The following is a 25283-nucleotide window of genomic DNA, read 5'->3' on the forward strand; positions in this document are numbered from 1 at the left end:
GGATGGTGGCAATGAGCAGGCATTCCGGACGCGTTTATCAGCACGCGTCCGGGCACAAATTTACTGGATCTGGTCTTCTTTGTAATAACCGCTATCGACCAGAACCTGCTTCCAGTTCGACTTGTCAACAATAACCGGCTTGAGCAGATAAGACGGCACAACCTTGACGCCATTGTCATAGGTCTTGGTGTCGTTCACTTCTGGTTCCTTGCCGCTCATCAGCGCGTCAACCATATCGACAGTCACCTTGGCGAGTTCGCGCGTATCCTTGAAGATGGTCGAGTTCTGCTCGCCAGCAAGGATCGACTTGACCGAAGGCACTTCCGCATCCTGACCGGAAACGACCGGCATTGGCATATCGCCGCTGCCATAGCCTACACCCTTGAGCGAGGACAGGATACCGATGGAAATACCATCATAAGGCGACAGCACTGCATTGAGCTTCTTGTCGGAATAGAAAGCCGAAAGGATCGAATCCATACGCGCCTGAGCGGTCGCACCATCCCAGCGCAGCGTTGCTACCTTGTCCATGCCGGTCTGGCCGCTGGCAACAACGAGCTTACCGCTGTCGATATATGGCTGGAGAACCGACATTGCGCCGTTGTAGAAGAAGTAGGCATTGTTATCGTCAGGCGAACCACCGAAAAGCTCGATATTGAACGGGCCTTCCTTGTTCTTGAGATCAAGAGCGGTCTCAATGGACTGCGCCTGAAGTACGCCGACCTGGAAGTTATCGAAGGTCGCATAATACGACACATTCGGCGTATCGCGGATCAGGCGGTCATAAGCGATGACCTTGATGCCTGCTTCATTGGCCTTGGCCAGTACATCGGAAAGCGTTGTGCCGTCGATCGATGCCACAACAAGAACCTTGGCGCCCTTGGTGACCATGTTTTCGATCTGGGCCAGCTGGTTTGGAACATCGTCTTCAGCATACTGAAGATCGGTCTGATAACCGCGCTCTTTGAGCACCTTTACCATGTTGTCGCCGTCTGCAATCCAGCGCGCCGACGACTTGGTTGGCATTGCTACACCCACAAGACCTTTGTCCTCTGCCTGTGCAAAGCCGGTAAAGGCAAAGGCGGCCATCGCCACTGCCAATGTTAATGATTTTATGCCTGCCATTGTCTCACTCCCAAATTGGGACAGGCTCTATAAGCCTGCCGTTCTCCCAAAATTTCCGCCCCCGCCGTTAGGCCCTGCGGAATTCCTCCAAAAAACAAGATGCTTTAAGCTTTCGTTTTTACGCATGTCTTTGTCCCAAAACCGGTTCCCACTTTTGGGAGACATGCTCTAGCCTGCGATCTTGTCCCATGCCTCAACCGCACGCTGCGCGCGTTCACGCACGTCAGCGACCGTCAAACCAGCCTTGTAAAGACTGGAACCAAGTCCGAAACAGCTCACTCCCGCTGCCCGATAAGTCGCAAAATCATTTTCCGAGACACCACCCACTGCGCCTACCGGAATACCCTTCGGCAACACAGCGGAGATCGCCTTGATACCGTCAGCACCCAGCACACTTGCCGGGAAAAACTTGAGCGCCGATGCGCCAGCATGAATGGCGCTGAAAGCCTCGGTCGGTGTAAACACGCCAGGCATCGTCACCATGCCATGTCTGCTCGCGCGGCGGATCACATCAGGCTCGACATTGGGGCTGACCAGAAGTCGGCCACCAACATCATTGAGCCGATCCACATTCTCGACCGAAAGCACAGTGCCAGCACCAATCAGCACATTGGCGGGCGCAAGCTTGGCAGCCTTTTCAATGGATACAAACGGCTCCGGCGAATTGAGCGGAATTTCGATCGCCTCAAAACCCACCTCGATCAGAGCGGAGACAACGCCTTCCGTTTCTTCCGGACGAATGCCGCGCAGGATTGCCACCAGCGGATAGCGAAGCTTCGGCCATGCGATACGTTCGCTCATTGCGCGCCTCCCGCAAATGCGTGTTTTGCCGCCATAAACAGCCCATCGCGCACCAGCTCATCAGCTTCGATGCGGTTCACTTTCACACCGGCAATCTCAAGCGCAGAAGCATAAAGCGCACCCATCATGCCGTCGGAAAGCAGCAGAACCTCGCTTGGTTTTCCAAACAATGTGCGGCCACCGGCAACTTCCAGCCCGACCAACAGACCCGACAGACGTGCAAGCTGATCTGTCGGCTTATAGTCATGCACCAGCCAGCCAGCGCGCACCGTAAAGAGCGCATTGGCGATAAGCTCAGGTGTCTCAAGCGAGGCTTTGACACCGGCAGCAAAGGTTGCACTCTTTGGGTCAACCGGCCCAGCTCCTTCAAGCGCACCGGCCAGAACAGACTTGTCTTTTAGGAGTGCGAACAATTCGCCCGTCATGAAAGAGCGGTAATCGTTAAGCTTGCCGTCTGCGATATGCACCCACTTCGCATGCGTGCCGGGCATCACCACCACGGCATCACGCGTGCCGCGATGCACCAGCCCAAGCAGCTTGGTTTCCTCGCCGCGCATCACATCCGGCGCATCCTTGCTGCCCCGGGCAACACCCGGCAGCATGATGACATGCCGTTTCGCAGGCACGTGCACCGCAGCAGCGACCACTCCTTCAAGCCCGGCAGGCAAATTCATATAGGGTGCTTCGATCCAGCCGGTCCGCGAACCGGCCATACCGCAGATCACCACCGGCAGATCATCCGGCGCATCCACGGAGGCAAGATGCCGTTCGAGCAGCGTCTCAAAACCCGTTTCTTTTGCTGAGATCAACCCGTCGTCGCCGCGGCTTTCCTTGAGCACATTGCCATCAGCATCCAGCGTCCAGAGGCGGAACCGGGTCGTCCCCCAATCCGCCACTGCCGCAAATGGTGTTTTTGCGCCGGACATTTAGTGGTTATCTCGCGGCAGGCCACGCGTATGCGCAATGTCCTGATATTTGACTGCGTTTTCGAGAACCGCACCCGTTTCCATCTGGCCAACAACCGCGCGCTGGATTTCCTGCCACGGCGTCTGGCTTTCAGGATATTTATAACCACCAGCAGCTTCGAGAGCCTTGCGGCGTTCTGCCAGTTCTTCATCAGAAATCAGAATATCGGCAGTGCCGCGACCAAGATCGATACGCACACGATCACCCATTCTGAGCAGCGCCAGACCACCGCCAGCGGCGGCTTCCGGTGATGCATTGAGGATGGAAGGCGAACCCGACGTGCCCGACTGACGGCCATCGCCAATGCAAGGCAGCGAGCTGATGCCCTTCTTGAGAAGATAATCCGGCGCGCGCATATTCACGACTTCTGCGGCACCCGGATAGCCGATTGGCCCTGCACCACGCATGAACAGCACGGTATGCTCATCGATTTCCAGCGACGGGTCGTCGATGCGGTGATGATAATCTTCCGGGCCGTCAAACACGACAGCCTTGCCTTCAAAGGCATTGGGATCTTTCTCGTCAGTGAGATAGCGATTGCGGAATTCTTCCGAAATAACGCTCAATTTCATGATCGCCGACGAGAACAGATTACCGCGCAACACGCGGAAACCGGCATGGCTCTTCAATGGCTGATCATAGGTCTTGATGACATTGCTGTCTTCAATCGTAGCATTCTTGCAGTTTTCACCGATGGTCTTGCCGTTAACAGTCAGCGCATTCTCATGAATGAGGCCCTGCCCCATCAGCTGATTGACGACTGCTGGCACACCACCCGCATGGTAATAATCTTCACCGAGATATTCACCCGCTGGCTGAAGGTTGACCAGCAGCGGAATTTCCTCACCATATTTCTGCCAGTCGTCGATCGTCAGATCGACGCCAACGTGACGCGCCAGCGCATTCAAATGGATCGGCGCATTGGTCGAACCACCAATTGCCGAATTCACGCGAATTGCATTGATAAAGGCTTCCTTGGTCATGATGTCTGTTGGCTTCAGATCTTCATAGACCATCTCAACAATACGACGACCAGTCAGATACGAGACTTCCTGACGATCACGATAAGGCGCTGGAATTGCCGCCGAGCCCGGCAACTGCATACCGAGCGCTTCGGCAAGCGAATTCATCGTCGTTGCCGTGCCCATCGTGTTGCAATAGCCGGTTGAGGGTGCCGACGAAGCAACCAGCTTGATAAAGCCCGCATAGTCGATCTCGCCCTTGGCCAGCAGCTCACGCGCCTTCCAGACGATGGTGCCCGAACCCGTGCGTTCGCCACGGAACCAGCCATTGAGCATCGGACCAACCGAGAGCGCAATCGCCGGAATATTGACGGTTGCAGCAGCCATCAGGCAGGCAGGCGTGGTCTTGTCACAACCAATCGTCAGCACAACGCCATCGAGCGGATAGCCGTAAAGCACTTCGACAAGGCCGAGATATGCGAGGTTGCGATCAAGGCCCGCAGTCGGACGTTTGCCGGTTTCCTGGATCGGATGAACCGGAAATTCGATCACGATACCGCCCGCTTCACGCACACCTTCACGCACGCGATTGGCCAGCTCCAGATGATGACGGTTGCACGGTGAAAGGTCAGAACCCGTCTGCGCAATGCCGATGATCGGTCGACCGGATTGCAGCTCTTCCTGACTGAGACCGTAATTCATGTAGCGCTCAAGATAGAGCGCGGTCATATCCACATTGTCCGGATTATCGAACCATGCGCGTGAACGGAACTTTGGCGTCTGAGGAGTAACGGGCTTATTCATTTCACTGTCCTGCGTGGGTAAGAGACCGCCGGGCGGTCCCATTTCCTAATCTTCAAAAGCTTCGACTACATGCCGCTGTCCCAGAAGGAAGGCATCGGCAACATGAGTCAGAGGTGCCAGGTCAACATCGCTCTGCCCTTCGCCAACCAGCCTCACAAAATTCTGGTAAAGACGCTGATATTCACGATCAGGCTCGGCCATTTTCTCCGTGCCTGCGATGGTCAAACGACTACCGCCATGGCTCAACAGCAGCGTGCCTTTATCGGTCTCGACACGAATATCCCATGTCTGCGGGCCCGTCTGTCGCCAATCGAGTTCAAAGGAAACCGGAACACCGCTTTCCGTCTCGAAGCTGAGATCTGCTGCAATCGGTGCCGCACGATTTTCAGGGAAATAGAGATCGGACTTCGTCAGGAAAAACCGTTCCGGCAAAATATGCGTGACAATCGACAGCGCATTGATGCCCGGATCGAATACACCAAGACCACCCGGCTCCCAGATCCATTGCTGGCCGGGGTGCCAATGACGCACATCCTCTTTCCACGACACCGCAACAGATTTGATTACAGCGCCTTTCAGAAATTCGCGGGCAGGTTCAACGGCTGCAGCTTCGCGTGAATGCCAGGTCGCATAAAGCGTAACGCCCTGCTTTTCAGCAAAACGAGTCAGCGCCTGCACTTCCGAAATCGTCGCACCCGGAGGCTTCTCCAGCATCACATGCTTGCGCGCGCTCAGTGCTGCATAGGCTTGCTGAAATCGGCCCTGCGGTGGCGTGCAAAGCGACACCGCATCAATGGCGACATCACTCTCCAGCAGCTGGTCGATATCGTGAAAGGATGGCAAACCATCAAGACCAGCATTGCGGCTGGCAATGGCTTTGAGCTCAATGCCATCAATGGCTTCGATGGATGGCAGATGCTGATCGCGGGCAATCTTGCCAAGACCAACAATTGCCAGATTGATATTGGATGCAGCCGCCATTTCAGAGCGCCTTCACGGCAATGTCTGCGGCTTTCGCCTGTGCCAGCCGGTTGACCAGCGGATAACGGAAAGGCTTTGCCGAAATTTCGAACTGGTCGCCATTTTCCGTCTTCACACCTTCCGAGAAAGACAGTGTTGCGGTGCCGAAGAAATGCACATGAATGTCACCCGGGCGACGGAACAGTTCATACTTGAAATGATGATGCTCAAGATTGGCGATCGTGTGCGACATGTTCGCTTCGCCCGAAAGGAACGGCTTTTCAAAGATCACCTGATCGCCACGGCGAATCCGCGAAACACCTTCAACATGATCAGGCAGATCGCCCACATAAAGCTCTGGCCCCAGCGACGCCTGACGCAGCTTGGAATGCGCGAGCCAGAGATAATTCTGCTTTTCCGTCACATGATCGGAAAATTCATTGGCAAGGCAGAAGCCGAGGCGGAACGGCGTACCGTCCGGGCCGATCAGATAGATGCCTGCGAGTTCCGGTTCTTCACCACCATCTTCGGCAAAAGATGGCGAGACCAGCTCACCGCCCGTTCCAACCAGCGCCGAACCGTCGCCCTTATAAAACCATTCCGGCTGCACACCGGTTTGACCGGGCTTTGGCTTGCCACCTTCAACACCCATCAGGAACATACGCATGGAGTCGGTCGGCTTTTCAGCAGCCTGTGCTGCCTTGTGCATCTTGTCGCGACCATCCGCAGAACCAAGATGTGTGAGACCCGTACCTGCAACAATCAGATGTGCCGGATCTTCATGGGTAATCGGCAGGCCAACCTGACCACCTGCAAGTGCTGCATGAATATCGACAGCCTCGCCCTTGCCATTCTGCTCTACCTGTTCAGCGAGACTGATGCCTGCGGAAATTGCAGCCCACGCCAGTTCGTAAGTCGTAGTCACGCCATTGACGACATGTGCAGCGCCTTCATCATCACAAGCAGCCACACGCGTTTCTCCGCGCATGTCGCGGAACTGTACCAGACGTAACATTGAACCTCCCATTTTCCGCAAAACTCTTGCGGAACATTCTTCCCGACCGTTCAAAAACACAGATGTGTCAATCGACGGCTCCTTCTTATTAATATGACTATTTTGTCCAACACCCACTTGTCAAGCAAGCGAAACACGGTGCAGACCACCCTTCGAGATACACCACCCCCAAAAGCCTATTAACACCATGATTTAGCTATATAATTGCATAATATGCACGTTTGTCGCACCCCCAGTTTCCAGCGAACACACGAAATGCGCTTGCCATAAAGTAATATTATATGCTTCATAAACGTGAAGGCTGGGAGAGCCTTTTATTGGGAGGAACTAATATGAAACGCAGTCTGAAGGCTCTGACGGCCGCCCTGATTACAGCATCGTCTCTTGCTCTTATTTCGAGCGCATCCGCTGCTTCACTCACAGTCGGCTTTTCGCAGATCGGCTCAGAATCGGGCTGGCGCGCTGCCGAAACAAGCGTCACCAAACAGGAAGCTGAAAAGCGCGGCCACACGCTGAAATTTGCCGACGCACAGCAGAAACAGGAAAACCAGATCAAGGCCGTTCGCGGCTTCATTGCACAGGGCGTTGACGCGATCCTGATCGCGCCGGTTGTTGCAACCGGTTGGGATGCGGTTCTGAAGGAAGCCAAGGAAGCAGAAATCCCTGTCGTGCTTCTCGACCGCCAGATCGATGCACCGGAAGACCTTTATCTCACCGCTGTCACTTCCGATCAGGTCCATGAAGGCAAGGTCGCGGGCGACTGGCTGGTCAAGGAAGTAGGCGACAAGCCTTGCTCGGTTGTCGAGCTTCAGGGCACCACCGGCTCTTCTCCCGCAATCAACCGCAAGAAGGGCTTTGAAGAAGCGCTTGCAGGCCATGACAATATCAAGATTTCCCGCTCGCAGACCGGCGACTTCACCCGCACCAAGGGCAAGGAAGTCATGGAAAGCTTCATCAAGGCCGAAGGTGGCGGCAAGGATATCTGCGCAGTTTACGCCCATAATGACGACATGGCGGTAGGCGCTATTCAGGCGATCAAGGAAGCTGGTCTCAAGCCAGGCACCGACATCAAGATCGTGTCCATCGACTCCGTGCCGGATATTTTCCAGGCAATGGCCAATGGTGAAGCCAATGCTACCGTTGAGCTTACGCCAAATATGGCTGGTCCGGCTTTCGACGCGATTGAAGCTTTCAAGGACAAGGGCACCGTTCCGCCGAAGTGGATCCAGACCGAATCCAAGCTTTACACACAGGCTGATGATCCAAAGGCCGTTTATGAAGCTAAAAAGGGCCTCGGCTACTGATCTTCACATTTAACCTTCGGGCCATGTTGCATCATGGCCCGAGGCAAGTTTTGCAATTCGCAAGCGGAAGACTGCCATGGCTCGCCCCGACATCGCTGCGCGAGAGACGCCAGCAACGCCGCTTCTTGAAGCGCGCTCAATAACCAAATCCTTTCTGGGAGTGACTGCGCTTGATCACGTTGATTTCGTGCTCAATCGTGGTGAAATCCATGCCCTGCTCGGCGAAAACGGTGCAGGAAAATCAACGCTCATCAAGATATTGACCGGCGCCTATCATGGCTTTGACGGCTCAATCTTACTTGAGGGGCAAGCAATTGCTCCGGCATCAGTCGCGGAAGCGCAGACGCTCGGCATCGGCACGGTCTATCAGGAGGTCAATCTTCTTGAAAATCTGACGGTCGCCGAAAATCTGTTCCTCGGTCGCCAGCCGCGACGCCTCGGTTTCATTGACCGTCGCCGCATGGAAAAAGATGCAGCCACCCTGCTCGCCCGATACGGCCTCACAATTGACGTCGGCGCCCCCTTGTCGGCCTATTCGGTAGCCATCCGGCAGATCATCGCAATCGCCCGCGCAGTCGATGTTTCCGGCAAAGTGCTGGTACTTGATGAGCCGACCGCAAGTCTTGATGCGCGCGAAGTCGAAATGCTGTTTGGCGTGCTGCGTCAGCTGAAAGCTGAAGGCCTTGGCATCATCGTCATCACGCATTTTTTGGATCAGGTCTATGCCATAGCCGATTGCGCCACCGTGCTGCGCAATGGCAGGCTGGTCGGCAGTCGCACCCTTTCAGACCTGCCGCGCACCGATCTGATTTCGATGATGCTCGGCCATCAGTTGCAGGAAACCGTCCGCCGACAACTAACTGAAGAAGTCAGCGACAACACAACGGCTCCCATTCGCTTTTCAGGCTTTGGCAAGAAAGGCAGTGTCGCGCCGTTTGATCTCGCCATCAAGCCGGGCGAAGCCGTCGGCATTGCGGGGCTGCTCGGCTCTGGCCGAACCGAAACCGCATTGCTCATGTTCGGCGTCGATCAGGCAGACAGCGGCGCGCTTACGGTCGACAGTAAGGAAACAAAGCTGCCATCGCCTGTTGCAGCCATTGCCGAACGCTTTGCCTTCTGCCCCGAAGAACGTAAATCCGATGGCATCATCGGCGATTTTTCGGTGGCCGAGAATATTGCGCTCGCCATACAGGCAAAGCGTGGCTGGTCAAAGCCGATTTCATCGCGCGAAAAAGCCGCCCTCGCCCAGCGCTATATCAAAGCGCTTGATATCCGCCCGCCTGATCCTGACAAGCCGATCAAGTTTCTGTCGGGCGGCAACCAGCAGAAGGCCATTCTGGCGCGCTGGCTGGCCACCGATCCGCGCCTGCTGATCCTTGATGAGCCGACGCGCGGCATCGACATCGGCGCACATGCAGAAATCCTCAAGCTTATCGGCGAACTCTGCACCGAAGGCATGTCTCTGGTTATCATTTCTTCGGAATTTGAAGAACTTGCAGCCGTGGCAAACCGCGTCGTGGTGCTCTCCGACCGCCGCCATGTGGCGGAACTCAAGGGCGAAGAAATCACCGCCGACAATATCGTGCGTGCGATTGCTGAGACCGGAAGCGAAAAGGAAGCCGCAGCATGATCGCTCGCATGGCCAAGAAACTTAAAAGACTGAGCCCCCAGCTGGCAGCCCTCGCGCTTATTCTGGCAGCAAACACCATCATCGCGCCAGGCTTTCTCGGCATTTCCTTTCAGAACGGACGCCTTTACGGAAGCCTGATCGATATTCTGGTGCGTGCTGCGCCTGTCGCCATTCTTGCAGTTGGCATGACATTGGTGATCGCGACCCGCGGCATTGATCTGTCGGTCGGCGCGGTCATGGCAATCAGTGGCGCAACGGCTGCATCGCTTATCGTTGCAGGCTATCCGCTGGCGATCGTCATTCCTGTCGCACTCGGCGTTGGCCTGGTCTGCGGTTTGTGGAATGGCTTTCTTGTGGCCGTGTTCGATATCCAGCCCATCATCGCAACGCTGATATTGATGGTCGCGGGGCGTGGTATCGCCCAGCTTATCACCGAAGGCGCAATCCTCACCTTCAACAATGATTCCTTTGCAACCCTTGGCTCCGGTTCGTTCCTCGGCATACCAGTGCCGGTGCTGATCTGGATACTTGCGGGTCTTGCCGTCGGACTTGCCGTGCGCTCGACAGCGCTCGGATTCCTGATTGAAGCAACCGGCATCAACCGCCGCGCTGCCATGCTGGCAGGCGTTAAAGCCCGCTTTCTCCTGTTCAGTGTCTATGCAGTTTCAGGCGTTTGTGCAGCGCTTGCCGGGCTGATCGCCACCGCTGATATTCGCGGCGCAGATGCCAACAATGCCGGTCTCTGGCTTGAACTCGACGCCATTCTGGCGGTCGTCATCGGCGGCACATCGCTGAATGGCGGGCGTTTCTCGATAATGGCATCGCTGCTTGGCGCGCTGATCATTCAGTCGATCAATACCGGCATTCTGATGGCTGGGTTTCCGCCGGAGTTCAACCTCATCATCAAGGCAGGCATTATCGTGATCGTGCTGACATTCCAGTCGCCTGCAATCGTCAGCTTTTTCACCTTCCTGCGTGCTGAACGCAAAAACAACGTCGCAAAGCCAACGCACCAAGGAGCACGGCAATGAGAGTGCTTCGCAATCTGCCTTTCGTCACAACGGTCGCGATTTTCCTGCTCGCCTATGCGATCTGCGTCATCCAGTTTCCGAACATGCTTTCAACACGGGTGATCGGTAATCTTCTGACGGACAATGCCTTTTTAGGCATCGCAGCCGTTGGCATGACCTTTGTGATTATCTCTGGCGGCATCGACTTGTCAGTCGGATCGGTCATCGCCTTCACCAGCGTTTTTGTGGCGGTCCTTGTCGGGCAGCTTGGCGTGCATCCGCTGATCGCCTTCGCGCTCATTCTGGTGATTGCTGCCCTGTTTGGCGCGTGGATGGGGATGATGATCCATTATCTCAGCATCCCGCCCTTTGTGGCGACACTTGCGGGCATGTTTCTCGCACGCGGTGCTGCATTCCTGATCTCGACGCAGTCTGTGCCGATTTCACATCCGTTCATCGATACGCTGCAAGGGCTCTACTTCCGGCTTCCGGGCGGCGGCAGACTGACTTTTGTCGCTATGCTGATGCTGGCGGTCTTCTTCATCGGCGGTATCATTGCGCATCGCACGCGCTTTGGCGCAAACATCTATGCGCTCGGCGGCAATGCGCAATCGGCAGAGCTGATGGGTGTTCCCATTGCCCGCACGACTATCGGCATCTATACGATGTCGGGCGTGCTTTCCGGCTTAGCTGGCATCGTCTATACGCTCTACACTTCATCGGGCTATTCGCTGGCAACTGTTGGGGTGGAACTTGATGCGATTGCATCGGTGGTTATCGGTGGCACACTTCTTACCGGCGGGGCCGGTCTGGTGGCAGGAACTTTCGTCGGCATTCTGATACAGGGCCTGATACAGACCTATATCGTTTTCGATGGAACGCTATCTTCGTGGTGGACAAAAATAGCAATCGGTATCTTGCTGTTCCTGTTCATTGCGCTACAGCGAGGACTTGTATGGTTTTCCGATATAAGACTCGCGCGTCAACGCATGAAGGAGGCCTGAATTGGGATTACTGGAAACGGCCATAACCGGACGCAAGCGCCATAACAGCCACGCCGTTGTCGTGGGTGAACTGGGTCGCGGCATTGTTGCGGGCACCATTCCCGAAGGCTCCATACTTCCGGGCGATAACGAATTATCGTTGCGCTTTGGCGTTTCCCGTACCGTTCTGCGAGAAGCCATGAAAACGCTCGCAGCAAAGCGGCTGGTCGAGCCCAAGGCCAAGGTCGGAACCCGTGTGCTGGGTGCCAGCTCCTGGAATTTCTTCGATCCCGATGTGCTGACATGGCGTTTTGAAGCAGGCTTCGACGAAGTGTTCGTCGACCATCTGGCCGAAATGCGTATGGCGCTTGAACCCGCTGCCGCCGCTGCCGCCGCACAAAATGCGACCAGCGACGAACTCATTGAACTCTATGCTTTGGCCGCAAAATTTGACGATCCCAAGCATACGCCGGAATCCATCGCCAAGGTCGATCTGGATTTTCACCTGGCAATCGCCCGCATGTCTGGAAATCCGTTCATGCGTTCGGTCAGCGGTTTGATTGAAGCAGCACTGGCTATTTCATTCCAGCTGTCTTCGCCTGCCGCATCACCGGAAGGCATTGCGGAGTGCGCTGCCAATCATCTGCGCATCGCCCATGCAATTGCGTCGCGTGATCGCCTGAAAGCGCGTGCCGCAATGGAAAGCGTCATCACACTCGGCGTGGAACGCATCCGCGACGCGATATAATCGCTATACGACGGCCTCTCTCCCCAAGTGGAAACCGATTTGGGAAGACAGATGAACAACCAGAAGATCGAGCGTTTCGACTGATTCAGTTTAAATGCGAAAGCCCTAAGAGACCTTGAGATCGAACTTCGGATCACCACGCAGCGTATTGCTGACGGTGCAGATTTCCTCGGCCATCTCTGCAAGACGATGCTTTTCATCTGCCGTGAGATCGCCGTCGAAATGGAATGTTATATCGAATCGTTCGATGCGTGACGGGCCTTCATGTGCCTTATCGCCTTTTACTTCCACCCGAACATCGGTGAGTTTTTCACGCAACTCGAGCTTGGTGGCAGCAATGCGCGCACTTAACGCCATGCAGGCTGCAACCGATGCATAGATCAGATCGAGCGGATTAAACCCCGGCTGACTGACACTGGTGACAATCTCCACCGAGCCGCCCGTCGGCGTTGTGATCGTCGGCAATTTGCCATGTGGCATCTCTGCGACCGCTCCGGTCTCACGGGTTCTGACCTTCAGTTCACTCATGGCTGAATTCTCCTGTATTCAACTCCGCGTGCAAGCCAGCAGCCGACGCTCAAATCTTTTATCGCACCCTTGTCGTCACGGCGGAAAACAAGCTTCCACTCGCCGGGCGATGGTGCGTCCATCGAACGCTGAACAGGCATCAACCAGACATCAGCACCGACACTATAAAGCGGGTACATATCGCTCTTGCCAAGGAACCCTTCAAAAGCGCCATAGATCGCACCTCCTTCGGAAACCAGCAGCAGATCGGCATCAAGCTCATCGCTGTGATAACGACCGATGATATCCTGCCGGGCTTCACCTTTGACGCGGCTCATCGTCAGGCAGAGATTTTCATCCTCACGGGCAAGCTCGATCACATCGCCATCGCGCCGGATCGTCGTCATCGACGAACGCGCTTCATTCGCGCTCACCACATCCATCATTTCCGGCCCGGTGCCAAAGCGCGCTTTCATGCGGCCACGACCGGCATCCTCAAGGCTCAGAACCAGCCCTGTTTCATCATCCAGCCACGAGCCAAACCATGCCGCATCAGCCTCCAACCGCGACACTTCGGATGACGATGCGCCCAAAGCAATATTCATCAGCTTGAAGGCAACGTCTGAAGCCCCGCCTTCAAAATTGAACATGGCGATTGTCGAGAGGCGTTCATCCGCACAATGCCAGCGCTGGCAGCGCCAGCCGCGCAATGCACCACCATGGCCTGTCAGGCGCTTTCCGCCTGCTTCTTCAAATTTGAGGCCAAAGCCATAAGGTGCCACGGCACCGTCGTTGAATGTTTGCGGCCCGCTCAGCAGGCGATAGAGACCCTGTTCTTCATCGCGCGTTGCATCGATGAACTGCTCCCAGGCAATCATATCATTGAGCGACGCACAAATGCCGGCATCACCCATCCAGTGAATGCGATTGGTTGCGGGCAGAAAGCCCCGAACCGTATCGCCTTCATAACCCGTACATTCGTCAAACAGCGCCGTGTCGGGAATAAGCTCGGCACGCTTCATGCCAGCAGGCTTGAATATCCGCTCAGACAGAAGATCGACCAGCCTGCGCCCGGTATGCGCTTCGATGAGGTCTGCAAGAATACGGAAATTGCCGTTGCAATAAGAGTAATGTGAACCCGGTTCAAAATGTGTGGTCTTCAGGCGGCGCAACAGACTTTGTGCCTGTTCAGGCAGAAACACACCTTCTGGATCGGCACCACACAGAACTGTCAGCGCCCAATAATCGCGCAGACCGGACTGGTTGTTGCAGAGATCGCGAACAGCGGGGCGCTCTCCTTCGAACTTGTCGAGATAGGCTTCAAGCGCATCATCGAGCAACTCCGGCTCGCCCACCGCATCAAGCAGCACACCACAGGTAAACTGCTTGCTGACCGAACAGATCGGCATCCGCGTTTCTACCGTCATCGGCTTGCGCGTGCGAAGATCTGCAAAACCCCAGGCGTGCTGCAACACGACCTCGCCGTCCTTCAAAACGGCAACAACGCCGCCCGGACCTTTGTAATTTTGGGGAATGTGACGAACAAAGGCTTCAAGGGCAGACGTATCAAATTTCGACATGATCGACTCAGGACTCACATAATTCAACGCATGGTAAGAGCCATCATTTCAAACGATCAATCAAGGCCATGGCAGCGTGCGGGTTATGCGCCTTATGGCCGCTGATAACGTAAAGATAGACATCACGCGCCACATTGTCGGCAAGCGGTGGTGTGATGGTTTTAAGACTATCCGGCACATGACCAACCGCTATTGCTTTGGCCCGCTCTGCCCAATGGTCGAGCTCGCCCTCACTGTAACCGAGCTTCTTGTCTTCCTGTGTACCCATGATGCGCAGATAGGCAAAAGGCGCGGTCATGTCGGCAATTTCCACGAATTTGCTGTCGCCCGCAATCACCACCGCAACGCCATATTCCCGCAGCAACGCGATGAAATCCGGTGAATTGAAACTGTCGTGACGCACTTCGACAGCATGGCGCAGATCGCGCCCATCAACACGTTTTGGCAGAAGCTTGAGGAAAGCTTCAAAGTCGGCTGGATCGAATTTTTTCGTGCCCATGAACTGCCAGTTGATGACGCCGAGCTTGTCTTTCAGCTCAAGAAGGCCACCGGTCACGAACTTCTCGATACCCTCGCGTGCTTCAGCCAAAACACGTTTGTTGGTCGAAAAGCGCGGTGCTTTGAGCGAAAAAACGAAGTCATCCGGCGTTTCGTCATGCCATTTGGCAAAAGTCGCAGGCTTCTGCGGACCATAATAGGTACTGTTGATTTCGATGGAGGTCAGCTTGCTCGAAGCATATTCGAGCTGACGCTTTTTGGAGAGCTTTTCCGGATAGAAACTCTTGTCCCACTCCTCAAAAGCCCAGCCGCCAATACCCACACGGATTTTGCCTGAATTGTTCTGGCTCATTTTATCCATACCTCCACGACATGAGTTCATGAGTGTTGCTCATGATGTTTAAGCTGTTTTCACAGCCTCCGCTATGCTGTTATCACTGTGCTTTACTGGAGGAGTAAACAAATGTCGGAAACAAAAGATCCGATCGTTATCGCCAGTGCGGTACGAACACCGATCGGAAGTTTTCAAGGCGCGCTCAAGGGGGAGAGTGCAACAGCGCTGGGCGCTGTCACAATCAAGGAAGCGGTCCACAGGGCTAAGCTTAGCCCTGATCAGATCGACGAAGTGCTTATGGGCTGTGTGTTGCCCGCAGGGCTGGGACAGGCACCCGGACGTCAGGCCGCAATTCATGCCGGTCTCCCGCAGACAGTGCCCTGCTCGACCATCAACAAGGTTTGCGGATCGGGCATGAAGACCGTCATGCTGGGCGCCGATCTCATTTCCGCAGGAAGTGCGGACATTGTGGTTGCTGGCGGCATGGAAAGCATGACCAATGCACCTTATCTGCTTGAAAAGGCGCGCGGTGGCTATCGCATGGGCCACGGCAAAATCTACGATCACATGTTCCTCGACGGCCTCGAAGACGCCTATGACAAAGGCCGCGCCATGGGAACTTTCGCGGAAGAAACCGCCGACCAATACCAGTTCACGCGTCAGCAGCAGGACGAATTTGCCCTCCGCTCACTTTCGCGTTCACTCAAAGCCACCGAAGCGGGTTCTTTCGCGAAAGAGCTGGTCAATGTTGCAGAGCTTGACCGCGATGAGCAGCCAACCCGCGCAAAGCCTGAAAAAATACCAAACCTCAAGCCTGCTTTCCGCGAAGGCGGCACAATCACAGCCGCCAATTCCTCATCGATTTCTGATGGTGCGGCATCGCTTACCCTGATGCGCCTGTCCAAAGCTGAAAAACTTGGCATAGAACCGCTTGCCATTATTCGCGGTCATGCAAGCCAGGCACAACAGCCTGCCCTTTTCACCACGGCCCCGATTTTTGCGATGAGGAAACTCTTCGACAAAACCGGCTGGAATGCACGCGACGTTGATTTGTTTGAAATCAATGAAGCTTTCGCAGTTGTTGTTATGGCTGCAATGCAGGAACTCGACCTCCCCGCCGACAAGGTGAATATCCATGGCGGTGCCTGCGCTATGGGCCATCCGATTGGCTGCTCTGGCGCACGCATCATCGTCACGCTGCTTCATGCCATGAAGCAGAACGATCTTAAGCGTGGAATGGCTTCTGTCTGCATCGGTGGTGGCGAGGCAACTGCCATTGCGCTGGAAGCACTTTAAGCGGGGGAACAAATGGATATTGAAGGAAAAATCGCCATCGTCAGCGGTGGTGCATCAGGTCTTGGTGCTGCAACTGCACAGGCTCTAGCAGCCAAGGGTGCGAAAGTTGCAATCCTCGACTTCAACATTGATGGTGCAAATACGGTGGCAGCTGCGATTGGCGGCGTCGCTATTCAATGCAACGTATCGGACGCAGCGAGTGCAGAAGCTGCCTTCAAGGCAATCGGCGAAAAGCTCGGATCACCGCATATTCTGGTCAATTGCGCGGGCGTGGCACCAGCAAAGAAAATGCTGGCGCGTGATGGCAGCGTCATGCCGCTTGATGATTTCCGTCGCGCTGTTGAAATCAACCTGATCGGCTCGTTCAATCTGCTGCGGCTTTTTGCCGATGTCGCATCCAAAAGCGAAGCCCTGCCAACGGGCGAGCGCGGCGTTGTCATTAATACGGCATCGGTTGCGGCCTTTGACGGCCAGATCGGCCAGACAGCCTATGCGGCGTCTAAAGGCGGTATCGTTGGTCTGACCCTGCCTGCTGCGCGTGAATTAGCCCCGCTTGGCATTCGGGTATGCGCCATCGCGCCCGGTATTTTTGAAACCCCCATGCTCAAAGGCCTGCCGCAACCTGCACAGGATGCGCTGGGCCAAATGGTTCCTTTCCCCCCGCGTCTGGGTCGGCCAGACGAATATGCGGCACTCGCGCTGCATATTATCGAAAACAGCATGCTCAACGGCGAAACCATACGGCTCGATGGTGCGCTGCGTATGCCTCCGAAATAGAGCGCATGCGCGCCAAAGTCGTTCAGACATTTTGAGGGTTAGGAAATGCACAAATCCACGACCAACTCCAACACACGCAATGGCGGTCAGATACTGGTGGATGCACTCGGCATTCATGGCGTCGACCGCGTTTTCTGCGTGCCCGGCGAAAGTTACCTTGCAGCGCTGGATGCGTTTCATGACGTAAGCGAACAGATTGATTTGATTGTCTGCCGTCAGGAAGGCGGTGCTGCTTACATGGCGGAAGCCTATGGCAAGCTGACCGGCAAGCCCGGCATCTGCTTTGTCACGCGCGGCCCCGGTGCGACGAATGCCTCCGTCGGCGTTCATACCGCCTTTCAGGATTCCACACCGATGCTTCTGTTCATAGGACAGGTCGCAAGCGATCAGGTGGAACGTGAGGCATTTCAGGAAGTTGATTATCGCCGCATGTTCGGCCAGATGGCCAAATGGGTGGTGCAGATCGATGATCCCGCCCGTATCCCGGAACTGGTCAGTCAGGCTTTCCATCGCGCAGTCAACGGGCGCCCTGGCCCTGTGGTCATCGCCCTGCCCGAAGATATGCTGACATCGCACGCAACCGTCAGTGATGCACCGGCTTACAAGCATGTCGAGATGCATCCGGGAAGCGATCAGTTACAGGAAATGAAGTCGCTTCTCGAAAAGGCCGAGCGGCCACTGATGATCGTCGGTGGCGGCGGCTGGAATGCGCAAGCGGTTCGCGACCTTCAAACATTCGCTGAAAACATGTCGCTGCCTGTTGCAGCATCCTTCCGCTGTCAGGATATGTTCGACAATCATCATCCGCTTTATGCCGGTGAAATGGGAACATCTATCAGCCCGAAACTTGCAGCGCGGGTTAAAGACTCAGACCTTTTGCTGGTCGTGGGCGCGCGCCTTGGCGAGATGACCACGCAGGGCTACGAGCTTATCAATATCCCTGTTCCAAAGCAGAAGCTCATCCATGTCCATCCGGGTGCGGAAGAACTTGGCCGTGTCTATCATGCTGATATTCCAATCAATGCCAGTATGGCGGCCTTCACCAAAGCAGCTTCAAAGCTTGAGCCTATCGCCAATCCCGGCTTCAAAGCATGGGCTGAAAGCGCCAATGCCGACTATCGCGACAATCTGAAAACGCCGACAATTCCCGGTGACGTTCAGATGGGCGAGATCATGGAATGGCTGCGCGCGCATCTCACTGATGATGCCATCATCACCAATGGCGCTGGCAATTATTCGGCATGGCCGCACCGCTTCTATCAGTATCGCACCTATCGCAGCCAGTTGGCGCCAACCAATGGTTCAATGGGCTATGGCGTGCCTGCAGCGGTTTCTGCCAAGCTGACGGCACCGGAGCGAACCGTCGTCTGTTTTGCTGGTGACGGCTGTTTTTTGATGAACGGTCAGGAACTCGCAACGGCTGCTCAATATGGTGCCAATGCGATTTTCATCGTCGTCAATAACGGCATGTATGGCACCATCCGTATGCATCAGGAACGCACCTATCCGGGTCGCGTTTCCGGTACTGGCCTTGCAAATCCTGATTTTGCAGCGCTTGCCCGCGCCTATGGCCTGCATGGAGAAACGGTGGAAAAAACCGCAGATTTTGCGGAAGCTTTCCAGCGGTGTGAACAATCGGGCAAGCCGGGTTTGATTGAAATCCGCATCGATCCGGAAGCGCTTTCGCCCAAGATGACGCTGAGCCAGATGCGCGAACAGGGACTGGCGAAGCAGCGCTAACAGTTTTCAATTATCGAATCTTTAGGCCGGGTTTTCGTCTCGACGACGGCCCGGTCTAACTTCCCTGACACCAATTCAATCCATTTAAATGCGGAGAATACCCCTAAAATTTACAGGTATCGCCGCGATGTCACTTATGAACAGGCTGCAATGTAGGAAATACAACTTTAGTTTGGATCGATACAATTTAGAGTAGACATTCCCGTCCAAGTCGCACATAAACCGCCCGGGTTGCAATGGGAGGGGAAATTGCGAACACTTAATCTATTCATTATTGGCTTTGGCTTTAGCGCACTTATCATCACCTGCATTTACGCAATTGGTGGCGGATTACTTTAAAATCGAAGAAGGCTCTCGCCTAAAAAATTTGCCGATGCCTCACGCACCGCACCAAGCATAAAATCACTGATCACTCTGATACGCGGCGCGGCCATGACATCCACATGGCAATTCATCCAATATTCGCGTTCAAGATGCATTTCCTTTGGCAACACCGGCACCAGCTCGGAATGCATATCGGCTATGTAATATGGAAGCACGCAAAGCCCATAACCCGTTTGTGTGGCGGTCAGTTGTGCGTGAATACTTGAACTTTGATAGTTACAGCGCTGTCCGGGCAATATCTCGCGCATATAGTCCAGACCGGGCGTGAACACCATGTCGTCGATATAGCCGATAAAGGGATGTCGAGACAGATCCTCTCGCGACCTTATCGGCGGATGGCAGTTCAGATAATCCCGATGACCATATATAAACAGACGATAAGACGTCAGCTTTTCACTGTGATACGGCCCGGTGCGAGGCATATGCAGCGTGATCGATAATTCGGCCTCGCGACGCGACAACGACATGATCTGCTGAATCGTCACAACCTCTACGGAAAGGCTGGGATAGGATTGCGCCAGCACCGGCAGGCGATCGGCCAGAAAGAAATTACCGAAGCCTTCAAGGGTTGAAAGCCGCACCACACCTGACAGTGCCGAGAAACTTCCTGTGGCTTCTGTCTGGAACTTCAGCGCCTCGCGCTCCATCACCTCCGCAGGTTCAACCAGTCGTTCGCCCATCGGCGTCAGCAGATAGCCGCGCGGATTGCGCTCAAACAACTTGGTTGCAAGCGCCTGCTCCAGACGATCAATCCGCCGCAGCACCGTGACGTGACTGGTGCGCAATTGTCTTGCTGCGGTAGAAAGCTGGCCGGTCCGTGCAACCGCCAGAAAATACTGCAGATCATCCCATGTAAACTGCCGCATCTCTTCCTCCCAAAAGATAGCCATCGCCCGTTAGCCGAGTTCTGTACGTTTTTGAACAGACGATGTTCAAAAATTGTTATTCTTGTACGCATTTGTCAATGCTACCGTTCTCAAGAACAGCCCGACCGGAGGAACAAAATCGGGCAGAAGCAGAGGGATGTGCAATCATGAGGAAGATTGCCAACCCGGTCTGAGAAGACTGCTTCAGAGGGCATCCCGAAAAATGTGAACGGTTTTCGGAAAAAGGTGCACGTTAGAACAAACAATGAGAGCGCCAGTCTGATCCTGTCAGATCGAAACGCGCTCTAACGGAGGATACCGTTCGATTCTATCGCGACGGACACAAGCTTTTTGGGAGGAGCACTGAATGAAACTTTTTGCACTTGCTACGGCTGCACTTTTGGCTGCAACCGCAATTTCATCTGCAGCAGAAGTATCCGACGGCAAAGTCAAGATCGGCATCCTGAACGACCAATCGGGTGTTTATGCGGACTTCGGCGGCAAGTGGTCGTTTGAAGCTGCAAAAATGGCTGCCGAAGATTTCGGCGGCAAGGTGCTGGATGCGCCGATTGAAATCATCACTGCCGACCATCAGAACAAGCCGGATGTTGCAGCCAATATCGCTCGTCAGTGGTACGATACCGAACAGGTCGACGCCATTATGGAGCTGACCAGCTCTTCCGTGGGTCTCGCCGTTCAGGCGCTCTCCAAAGACAAAAAGAAAATCACCATCAATACGGGTGCGGCGACATCAGAACTCACAGGCAAGCAATGCACGCCTTATGGTTTCCATTGGGCCTATGACACGCACGCGCTGGCTGTTGGCACCGGCGGATCGCTCGTCGAACAGGGCGGCGACACCTGGTACTTCCTGACAGCCGACTATGCTTTCGGTTATTCGCTGGAAGAGCAGACCTCGAAATTCGTTGAATCCAAAGGCGGTAAAGTTCTTGGCTCGGTTCGCCATCCATTGAGCACCACCGACTATTCCTCGTTCCTGCTACAGGCCCAGTCATCGGGCGCAAAGGTCGTTGGCCTTGCCAATGCCGGCCTTGATACATCCAATGCGATCAAACAGGCTGCAGAATTCGGCATTGTGGCCGGTGGTCAGCGCCTTGCGGCATTGTTGTTCACGTTAGCTGAAGTTCACGGACTTGGCCTTGAAGCCGCACAAGGCCTGACGCTCACTGAAGGTTTCTACTGGGATCGCGACGATGAATCGCGCGAGTTCAGCAAGCGCTTTTTCGACCGTACCGGCCGTATGCCGAACATGATCCAGGCAGGCACTTATTCGGCTGTACTTCAGTATTTGAAAGCCATCAAGGAAGCAGGCACAGACGAGACAGAAGCTGTCGCCAAGAAGCTTCATGAAATGCCGGTCAATGATGTCTTCGCCCGCAACGGTAAGGTCGGCGCCAATGGCCGCATGATCTACGATATGTATCTCATGGAAGTGAAAAAGCCTGACGAAAGCAAGGCACCATGGGACTATTATAAGGTGCTGGCCACCATCCCCGGCGATCAGGCCTATTTGAAGCCTGAAGAAAGCGGCTGTCCTCTGGTCACGCAGTAAGAGGCTGATGGCATGAACACAGCAACTCAAAATACTACGGCTCTGCGAGAAGCAGAGCCGTCGAGGATTGTTCTTTCTGCTCGTGGGCTTGGCAAATCTTTTGGCGGCTTTAATGCGGTGAAGAATGTCGATCTTGATGTAGAGCACGCCCGCGTTCATGCCCTTATCGGGCCAAATGGTGCAGGCAAGACGACCGTTTTCAACCTGCTCACCAAATTCCTCCAGCCGACAAGCGGCGAGATTACGCTTCTTGGCGAAAACATCACCAAAACCAACCCTGCCAAGGTAGCGCGGATGGGTCTGGTGCGTTCGTTCCAGATTTCCGCAACCTTCCCGCATCTTACGGTGCTGGAAAACGTGAAGGTCGCTCTTCAACGCCCAAATGGTCTGGCAACGCAGTTCTGGCGTTCGCTGTCTGCACTGGATCAGCTCGACGCAAAAGCGATTGATCTTCTTGAGCGCGTGGGCCTTAGCGATGCCCGCCATGCGCTGGCCGCCGATCTTTCCTATGGCCGCAAGCGCGCGCTTGAAATCGCCACCACACTGGCACTCGATCCGAAAGTGCTGCTGCTTGATGAGCCAATGGCAGGCATGGGGCACGAAGACGTGCACATCATTGCCGCCCTCATCACCGATGTAGCAAAAGATCGTGCGGTGCTGATGGTCGAACACAATCTCAAAGTGGTGGCCGACATCGCCCATCACGTCACGGTGCTGCAACGCGGCGAAATCCTCGCATCGGGCAATTATGCCACCGTCGCACAAGACGAGCGCGTCCGCACCGCTTACATGGGAACTGAACATGAATAGAGGCCAACCCCTGCTCTCAGTGCGCGGGCTTAATGCCTGGTATGGCGAAAGCCATGCGCTGCACGGCGTCGATCTCGATATCTGGCCCGGTGAAACCATCACGCTTTTGGGTCGCAATGGCGTCGGAAAGACCACAACGCTGCGCGCGATCATGGGCATCATCCGCAAGCGGACCGGCACCATCACGCTTGATGGCAAAGACATTCTGCGCGTGCCACTGCATCGCATTGCCCGCACGGGCCTTGGCTTTGTGCCGGAAGAACGCGGAATCTTTGCAACGCTCAACGTGCATGAAAACCTGCTGCTGCCGCCCGTTGTCGGCAAGGGCAGCGGAGCCATGTCACTCGACGAGATTTACGAGCTCTTCCCCAATCTCTATGAGCGCCGCAACAGCCCCGGCACCAAGCTTTCGGGTGGCGAGCAGCAGATGCTGGCGATTGCCCGCATCCTGCGTACCGGCGTGAAAGTAATGCTGCTTGATGAGCCGACCGAAGGGCTTGCGCCTGTCATCATCCAGCGCATCGGTGATGTGCTGGTGGAGCTTAAAAAGCGCGGCATGACTGTGTTGCTGGTCGAGCAGAACTTCCGCTTTGCAGCCAAAGTCGCGGACCGCTTTTATCTGATGGATCATGGTGTGGTGACGGAAAACTTCCCAACCGCCGAGCTGCCAGCACGGATGGCATCGCTCACGCAAGCTCTGGGGGTTTGAATCAATGACAATGATTTTTGGAATACCTTTGCAAGCGCTTCTTGGGCAGTTGCTCGTAGGCCTCATCAATGGCTCTTTCTACGCCATGCTGAGCCTCGGCCTTGCGATTATTTTCGGGCTTTTGCGCATCATCAACTTTGCCCATGGCGCGCAATATATGCTCGGCGCATTTGTTGGCTACCTGCTTTTGAGCGGCCTTGGCATCGGCTATTGGCCAGCGCTTATTCTCGCTCCACTTATCGTGGGTCTGGGCGGCGCTATTATCGAACGCGTTGCGCTTTCAAGGCTCTATAATCTTGATCCGCTTTATGGCCTGCTGTTCACTTTTGGTCTGGCGCTCGTGATCGAAGGCACTTTCCGCTATTATTATGGTGCGGCCGGTCAGCCCTATGCCGTCCCGCCATCACTTGCAGGCGGCAATAATCTCGGCTTCATGTTCCTGCCAAACTATCGCGCATGGGTGGTGGTGGCGTCACTCGTCATCTGTATCGGCACATGGCTGCTGATAGAAAAGACCAAGCTCGGCGCTTACCTGCGTGCTGCAACCGAAAACCCCACACTGGTCAAAGCTTTCGGCATCAATGTGCCACTGCTGCTCACCTTCACCTATGCGTTGGGTGCAGCTCTTGCTGGCTTTGCCGGAATTCTGGCGGCTCCCATCTATCAGGTCAGCCCGCTGATGGGGTCCAACATCATCATCGTGGTCTTTGCCGTGGTCGTGGTCGGCGGAATGGGTTCGATCCTTGGCGCTATCATCACCGGCTATGTGCTGGGGCTGGCAGAAGGTTTGACCAAGGTGTTCTATCCCGAAGCTTCCAGCATCGTCATCTTCGTTATCATGGCTATCGTCCTTCTGGTGCGACCCGCCGGACTGTTCGGGAAGGAGGCCTGATATGACTGATACTGTTCTCAAAGCAACGACGGCAAATCATCAGGCCAAAGCGCCGGCCCTCAACAGCCTTTCGGCGGTCGTTCTGGCGATTGCCATTGCTGGATTGATCGTAGCGCCCTTCATGGTCTATCCGATCTTCCTGATGAAGATGCTGTGCTTCGCGCTCTTTGCCTCAGCCTTCAACCTCTTGCTCGGCTATACCGGCATTCTGTCATTTGGCCATGCAGCCTTCTTTGGCGGCGCTGCCTATGTGACGGCTCATGCGGTCAAGGAATGGGGTGTAACACCCGAAATCGGCATCCTGCTTGGTATGCTGACAGCCGCGGGTCTCGGCCTCATCATCGGCTATCTCGCTATTCGTCGTCAGGGCATCTATTCCACGATGATCACGCTGGCGCTGGCGCAGATGTTCTTCTTCTTCTGTCTGCAGGCAGCCTTTACACACGGCGAAGATGGTCTTCAGGGTGTGCCACGCGGCTATCTCTTTGGCTTCATCGACCTCAATCAGCCCATGAATATGTATTATTTTGTGCTGGCTGTGTTTGTGATCGGGGTCTTTGCGATCTGGCGCATCATCAATTCGCCATTCGGGATGATCCTTAAATCCGTGCGCGAAAACGAAAACCGCGCCGTGTCGCTGGGCTATTCCGTCAATCATTACAAGCTTGCAGCCTTTGTCATGTCGGCAGCACTTGCAGGTCTTGCAGGCGGCATGAAGGCACTTGTCTTCCAGTTTGCCACACTCACCGATGTGGGCTGGCAGATGTCGGGCGAAGTGATCCTGATGACGCTGCTTGGCGGCATCGGAACGCTGATCGGCCCTATCGTCGGCGCAGCCTTCGTAGTCGCTCTTCAGAACTATCTCGCAACCTCGGACTTCCCCGTGACAATCGTCACTGGTGTCATCTTCATGGCCTGCGTTCTGCTCTTCCGTAGAGGCATCGTAGGCGAGTTCTATGCATCGCGGCTTGGAAAGAAATTGTTCGGATAACCGGCACTCCCGGAGCCG

The 25283-nt window shown here is 55.1% G+C and carries 23 protein-coding genes; 13 read left to right on the forward strand and 10 right to left on the reverse strand.

Going from position 1 to position 25283, the window contains the following annotated elements; all coding sequences use genetic code 11:
• Nucleotides 1-60: 60 nt before the first annotated feature.
• The 6 genes from chvE to araD1 form a co-directional block, all read right to left on the reverse strand.
• Nucleotides 61-1125 (reverse strand): multiple monosaccharide ABC transporter substrate-binding protein, encoded by a 1065-nt coding sequence (gene chvE, locus ABWV94_RS12290; protein ID WP_112812731.1) that lies wholly within the window; start codon nt 1123-1125, stop codon nt 61-63.
• 168 nt (nt 1126-1293) lie between these two features.
• Entirely contained in the window at nt 1294-1926 is a 633-nt protein-coding gene (locus tag ABWV94_RS12295) for a 2-dehydro-3-deoxy-6-phosphogalactonate aldolase (protein ID WP_113496294.1), read from the reverse strand.
• Nucleotides 1923-2852, reverse strand: a complete 930-nt coding sequence (locus ABWV94_RS12300) for a 2-dehydro-3-deoxygalactonokinase (RefSeq protein WP_353413696.1) — start codon at nt 2850-2852, stop codon at nt 1923-1925. The genes ABWV94_RS12295 and ABWV94_RS12300 overlap by 4 nt, the downstream gene beginning before the upstream one ends.
• Entirely contained in the window at nt 2853-4658 is a 1806-nt protein-coding gene (locus ABWV94_RS12305) for an IlvD/Edd family dehydratase (RefSeq protein WP_079212601.1), read from the reverse strand.
• A gap of 45 nt (nt 4659-4703) precedes the next feature.
• Nucleotides 4704-5639 carry a Gfo/Idh/MocA family protein gene (locus tag ABWV94_RS12310; RefSeq protein WP_113496296.1) on the reverse strand — a complete coding sequence of 312 codons (936 nt, stop codon included), beginning with the start codon at nt 5637-5639 and terminating at the stop codon, nt 4704-4706.
• 1 nt (nt 5640) lies between these two features.
• Nucleotides 5641-6633 carry an AraD1 family protein gene (araD1, locus tag ABWV94_RS12315; RefSeq protein ID WP_007876261.1) on the reverse strand — a complete coding sequence of 331 codons (993 nt, stop codon included), beginning with the start codon at nt 6631-6633 and terminating at the stop codon, nt 5641-5643.
• Between the two features lie 332 nt (nt 6634-6965).
• Between araD1 and ytfQ the strand changes: the two genes are divergently transcribed.
• The 5 genes from ytfQ to ABWV94_RS12340 all read left to right on the forward strand — a co-directional run bounded on the left by ytfQ (nt 6966) and on the right by ABWV94_RS12340 (nt 12308).
• Nucleotides 6966-7937 (forward strand): galactofuranose ABC transporter, galactofuranose-binding protein YtfQ, encoded by a 972-nt coding sequence (ytfQ, locus tag ABWV94_RS12320; protein ID WP_007876262.1) that lies wholly within the window; start codon nt 6966-6968, stop codon nt 7935-7937.
• A 76-nt stretch (nt 7938-8013) separates the two neighbouring features.
• The gene (locus tag ABWV94_RS12325; protein WP_312468431.1) at nt 8014-9567 is read left to right on the forward strand and encodes a sugar ABC transporter ATP-binding protein; all 1554 of its coding nucleotides are present in this window, start codon (nt 8014-8016) and stop codon (nt 9565-9567) included.
• Nucleotides 9564-10598 (forward strand): ABC transporter permease, encoded by a 1035-nt coding sequence (locus tag ABWV94_RS12330; protein ID WP_007876266.1) that lies wholly within the window; start codon nt 9564-9566, stop codon nt 10596-10598. Before ABWV94_RS12325 ends, ABWV94_RS12330 begins: the two co-directional genes overlap by 4 nt.
• A complete protein-coding gene (yjfF, locus tag ABWV94_RS12335) occupies nt 10595-11581 on the forward strand; it encodes a galactofuranose ABC transporter, permease protein YjfF (RefSeq protein ID WP_113496297.1) in 987 nt (328 codons plus the stop codon). Before ABWV94_RS12330 ends, yjfF begins: the two co-directional genes overlap by 4 nt.
• A gap of 1 nt (nt 11582) precedes the next feature.
• Complete coding sequence (locus ABWV94_RS12340) at nt 11583-12308, forward strand: FadR/GntR family transcriptional regulator (RefSeq protein ID WP_007876268.1); 726 nt, start codon at nt 11583-11585, stop codon at nt 12306-12308.
• Between the two features lie 105 nt (nt 12309-12413).
• Here ABWV94_RS12340 and ABWV94_RS12345 read toward each other — a convergent pair whose 3' ends face one another.
• Genes ABWV94_RS12345 through ABWV94_RS12355 form a run of 3 tightly spaced genes read right to left on the reverse strand, consistent with a single transcriptional unit; the run spans nt 12414 to nt 15245 of the window.
• The gene (locus ABWV94_RS12345; RefSeq protein WP_064320948.1) at nt 12414-12836 is read right to left on the reverse strand and encodes an OsmC family protein; all 423 of its coding nucleotides are present in this window, start codon (nt 12834-12836) and stop codon (nt 12414-12416) included.
• Nucleotides 12833-14395, reverse strand: coding sequence for a D-aminopeptidase (locus ABWV94_RS12350; RefSeq protein ID WP_113496298.1), 1563 nt, complete (start codon nt 14393-14395; stop codon nt 12833-12835). Before ABWV94_RS12350 ends, ABWV94_RS12345 begins: the two co-directional genes overlap by 4 nt.
• A gap of 43 nt (nt 14396-14438) precedes the next feature.
• Nucleotides 14439-15245, reverse strand: coding sequence for a DUF72 domain-containing protein (locus ABWV94_RS12355; RefSeq protein ID WP_112812756.1), 807 nt, complete (start codon nt 15243-15245; stop codon nt 14439-14441).
• A 111-nt stretch (nt 15246-15356) separates the two neighbouring features.
• Here ABWV94_RS12355 and ABWV94_RS12360 point away from each other — a divergent pair, with 111 nt between their 5' ends.
• Genes ABWV94_RS12360 through ABWV94_RS12370 form a run of 3 tightly spaced genes read left to right on the forward strand, consistent with a single transcriptional unit; the run spans nt 15357 to nt 19040 of the window.
• Nucleotides 15357-16523 carry an acetyl-CoA C-acyltransferase gene (locus ABWV94_RS12360; RefSeq protein ID WP_113496299.1) on the forward strand — a complete coding sequence of 389 codons (1167 nt, stop codon included), beginning with the start codon at nt 15357-15359 and terminating at the stop codon, nt 16521-16523.
• A gap of 12 nt (nt 16524-16535) precedes the next feature.
• On the forward strand, nt 16536-17300 hold the full coding sequence (locus ABWV94_RS12365; RefSeq protein ID WP_113496300.1) for an SDR family oxidoreductase: 765 nt from the start codon (nt 16536-16538) through the stop codon (nt 17298-17300).
• Between the two features lie 45 nt (nt 17301-17345).
• Entirely contained in the window at nt 17346-19040 is a 1695-nt protein-coding gene (locus ABWV94_RS12370) for a thiamine pyrophosphate-binding protein (RefSeq protein ID WP_113496301.1), read from the forward strand.
• Between the two features lie 335 nt (nt 19041-19375).
• Here ABWV94_RS12370 and ABWV94_RS12375 read toward each other — a convergent pair whose 3' ends face one another.
• Nucleotides 19376-20290 (reverse strand): LysR family transcriptional regulator, encoded by a 915-nt coding sequence (locus ABWV94_RS12375; RefSeq protein ID WP_113496302.1) that lies wholly within the window; start codon nt 20288-20290, stop codon nt 19376-19378.
• 367 nt (nt 20291-20657) lie between these two features.
• Here ABWV94_RS12375 and ABWV94_RS12380 point away from each other — a divergent pair, with 367 nt between their 5' ends.
• Genes ABWV94_RS12380 through ABWV94_RS12400 form a run of 5 tightly spaced genes read left to right on the forward strand, consistent with a single transcriptional unit; the run spans nt 20658 to nt 25265 of the window.
• On the forward strand, nt 20658-21863 hold the full coding sequence (locus ABWV94_RS12380) for an ABC transporter substrate-binding protein (protein WP_007876288.1): 1206 nt from the start codon (nt 20658-20660) through the stop codon (nt 21861-21863).
• Between the two features lie 12 nt (nt 21864-21875).
• Nucleotides 21876-22673 (forward strand): ABC transporter ATP-binding protein, encoded by a 798-nt coding sequence (locus tag ABWV94_RS12385; RefSeq protein WP_079212202.1) that lies wholly within the window; start codon nt 21876-21878, stop codon nt 22671-22673.
• On the forward strand, nt 22666-23382 hold the full coding sequence (locus tag ABWV94_RS12390) for an ABC transporter ATP-binding protein (protein ID WP_064320955.1): 717 nt from the start codon (nt 22666-22668) through the stop codon (nt 23380-23382). Before ABWV94_RS12385 ends, ABWV94_RS12390 begins: the two co-directional genes overlap by 8 nt.
• 4 nt (nt 23383-23386) lie before the next feature.
• Nucleotides 23387-24274 carry a branched-chain amino acid ABC transporter permease gene (locus ABWV94_RS12395; RefSeq protein WP_064320956.1) on the forward strand — a complete coding sequence of 296 codons (888 nt, stop codon included), beginning with the start codon at nt 23387-23389 and terminating at the stop codon, nt 24272-24274.
• Nucleotide 24275: 1 nt separating this feature from the next.
• Entirely contained in the window at nt 24276-25265 is a 990-nt protein-coding gene (locus tag ABWV94_RS12400) for a branched-chain amino acid ABC transporter permease (protein ID WP_113496303.1), read from the forward strand.
• The last annotated feature ends 18 nt before the right edge of the window (nt 25266-25283 follow it).

The organism is Brucella sp. NBRC 12953 (assembly GCF_040369775.1).
GTDB lineage: Bacteria > Pseudomonadota > Alphaproteobacteria > Rhizobiales > Rhizobiaceae > Brucella > Brucella pseudogrignonensis.